Source organism: Zoogloea sp. 1C4 (genome assembly GCF_009469605.1).
Taxonomy (GTDB): Bacteria; Pseudomonadota; Gammaproteobacteria; order Burkholderiales; family Rhodocyclaceae; genus Zoogloea; species Zoogloea oryzae.
This window is the reverse complement of the sequence record NZ_SSXU01000056.1, coordinates 1-3,194: the sequence shown is the minus strand read 5'-3', so window position 1 is coordinate 3,194 and position 3,194 is coordinate 1. Positions and strand designations below refer to the sequence as shown.

Genomic DNA, 3,194 nt, shown 5'->3' with positions numbered 1-3,194 from the left:
ATGATGCATTTATAAGGAAGGAGAGTTAAAAGACCATTTAAAGCCTCTTGCGTAGCAATTATTATGATTACAGCTAAGATATATTCCACTACTGTGCTTTAAACCCATTTCTTTAGTAGCTTCTTTTACAGATTCATATTCTTTAATGAATGCTCCATCTTTTGTATATTGATATACTTTCCTTCTATTTTTAGGATTTGCATTAAACGTTTCTAAACTTTTAGCTAATCTATTTTTCCAAACATTATTGTGTTGATAAGTACACCATTCTAAATTATCTACACAATTATTTAATTTATTCTCATCTTTGTGATTTACACAAGGTAGATTGTTAGGATTAGGTAAGAAAGCTTCTGCCACTAAACGATGTATTGATTTGTTGTAATACTTACCATCTTTACGAAGACTTACTCCATAATAGAAATAGTTATATATCCCTCTATCTTTATGATGGTACTTCTTTTTAGGATTTAACAACACTTCTTTTATATACAATTTATCTTCAATATTATCTCCAGTAGAAGGTCTATAATATTTTCTAGTAACATAATGTGGAACATTTTTAACTCTCCCTAAATTACTAACCATATATAAACTTTCAAAACCTTTTACGTCTTTCCAAATTTCTTCCATATATAATTTATTTTACACATTTATGTGTAACGTCAATGTATCTATATGGTTATAGTTTTATGCTGTAAAAATTACTATCTTTTCCTTAGAGTTATAAGGAACATAACAATCACAATGAGACCATCCATCAGTATTAGCTTCTAATCTAATAGGGTATTCAAATAATTCAGCATTCTATCTTACTATGTTATTCACTGCATTACTATCTAAATCCTTTACATTAAAATCTATTGCTTTACCTAAACAGTGTGCAGATAAGTAAATACTACTTTTATTCTTTACTAACTAACACATATTACAACGTAATCCTCTCTATGAGAACTATCCACCTGCTTTCCAAGTATTAATGGTAATAGGTTTATTGAATATCTTAGTACGTAGTATATACAAAGTACTAAGTAATTCTGTACTTATAAACTACCATGAAGATTCACCAAACTTGGAATAGCAATGAGGGCATACTAATTCACTTACTTTAAAATAAGGTTTTAATTTGTCTATTAATTCATTTCTGTCCATACTTCGCTATTTAATGTTTCACTTAACTTATTGCTGTCGTAACGGTAGATAAGTGATGGTAATGTTACAAGCACCGACAATATTGCCGTTTCTGAATGACAAATTACCTTTTACGATTTCCAATGGCGGAATATCATAGGTTCCGTCTTGTGTGATATTAACTAATTTTACATTAGCACTATATCCCCAGTATAATTCCTGCCCGTCAACTATACCTTTCACTTCCACTTTCATTCCTGGGAAATTTTTTGTTTGGTCAGGAATGTAGCACTTTACTGTATCGTTCAGTGTAGCAAATCTAGTTATGACAAATGAGGTGCTTGTTATAATTATATCAGCATTTACAGAGGGATGCGGTCTCCAGTCATTAAAATTTACCGCATAAACATCTACAGGCTTTGACATATCGTCTCTATCAATTTCTCTCTCATCTACGATAACTCCTCTGTCATCAACATCATATTGCAATACTTTGTTGCCCAAGATATGGCGCATTGTTATTATTTTCATTTCTTTCTCTATTTCTATACATATTATCTACTAATAAATCAGCTATAACATTTATACCTAATTGCTTACTATCACTAACTAATTGCTCCTACATTACTACTAGGAGCATCTAATAGATGCCCTCTAGTAGTTCTCTATCACTCAGTTGTTTGATCTGATTGTGTAATTGATTGTTCATTCTTAATACTGTTTAAAGCATCTATAAAGAAAGGAGTACCATATTGATTAGCGTATTTAGCTATTAACTCTATTTCTAGATCATTATAATCTTCCTCACCTGTAGAATTATATATTTTTAATGCTAAAGCGTGACCATCTATACCTTGTGCAGTCTTGTATAAACCGTTAGCTAACTCTTTAGATATATCTAATATAATAGGTGTTGTTTTATCTAAAGTATCGTACACTTTAAATTTCTTAAAATCAATATTCATAATAAATACTATTTAAAATTATTGTCCTGCATAATCTGTTTCTACCCATCTAAAACTTGGATAATTAGTAACCAAGAATCCCATAGAGTTACCTGGATGTAAATATACAGATTGATTTACAGTATTATTTGGTCTAAAGTAACCAGATATAGTAACACCAGAAGTATCTGGGTGAATCATAATTCTAACATGTATTGCAAAGTATGTAGGTAAGCTATTGTACCCAAACATACTAGCTACTGCATTAGCATTTGGAAGGTTAACGGTATATTCTCTATTGGCTCTAATCATTATTATATTACCTTTACTCATATCTAATTTATAAGTACTACCAGTAATATTTACTACATTTATAGTATCGCCATATACAGCAGCTGCTCTAACAGCAGCATTTGGTGAATATAATGCATAATTTTTAGTACCATTTGCAACATCTACATATAAACCATAATTAGCTGAATCGAAACCATAAGCCGTAGAAGCATTGTAATTATGATTTACAAATCTACCTGTAGCTGTAAAAGCACCACCAACTGTAGCAGGAACAGTATCGCTACCTATCATAACATATGATGTACTATTACCAACTCTAATGAAATCTGGATTTATACTGAGACCACCACCAGAACCACTTGCTGTTGCACTACTACCAATATGATTTCCACTTATTTCAAATCCAGCAATCTGACCACTATTTATTTTTACAGAACTAAAATTACCACCAGATGCATTTACAGTACCATTAAATGTACCAGAAGTAGCTGTTATGCTACCAGTAATATTAACGTCTGTACAAACAAACCTACCAGTATTACTATTCATTGACAGTTTACCATTATTAGAAGTAAATACACTTCCACTAAAGTTAAAGTCACCTAACTTAGCATTGTTAGCTAGTAAGTTATTTACTGTTAGTATTTCTTGCTTAGAAGATATATTCCAATAACTGCTAGTCATACTGGGTGTCTAACTAGTATTATTCTGTTTAGCTAAGTACACATTACCTTGATATACTACATAGTCTATAATAGTTAAATTACTATAGTTCTAATACTGAGTATAATCATTCTAATACTTAGCTATTGCCTTCTTAGTAGA

4 protein-coding genes are annotated in these 3,194 nt (G+C 30.7%); all 4 read right to left on the bottom strand.

Annotation, left to right across the window (positions count from 1 at the left end):
• Window positions 1-9: 9 nt before the first annotated feature.
• The 4 genes from GH681_RS22570 to GH681_RS22555 all read right to left on the bottom strand — a co-directional run bounded on the left by GH681_RS22570 (window position 10) and on the right by GH681_RS22555 (window position 3,053).
• On the bottom strand, window positions 10-633 hold the full coding sequence (locus tag GH681_RS22570; protein WP_153163750.1) for an NUMOD4 domain-containing protein: 624 nt from the start codon (window positions 631-633) through the stop codon (window positions 10-12).
• Between the two features lie 546 nt (window positions 634-1,179).
• On the bottom strand, window positions 1,180-1,662 hold the full coding sequence (locus tag GH681_RS22565) for a hypothetical protein (protein ID WP_153163749.1): 483 nt from the start codon (window positions 1,660-1,662) through the stop codon (window positions 1,180-1,182).
• A 137-nt stretch (window positions 1,663-1,799) separates the two neighbouring features.
• Window positions 1,800-2,069, bottom strand: coding sequence for a hypothetical protein (locus tag GH681_RS22560; protein ID WP_153163748.1), 270 nt, complete (start codon window positions 2,067-2,069; stop codon window positions 1,800-1,802).
• A gap of 45 nt (window positions 2,070-2,114) precedes the next feature.
• Window positions 2,115-3,053, bottom strand: a complete 939-nt coding sequence (locus GH681_RS22555) for a hypothetical protein (protein WP_153163747.1) — start codon at window positions 3,051-3,053, stop codon at window positions 2,115-2,117.
• Between the last annotated feature and the right edge of the window lie 141 nt (window positions 3,054-3,194).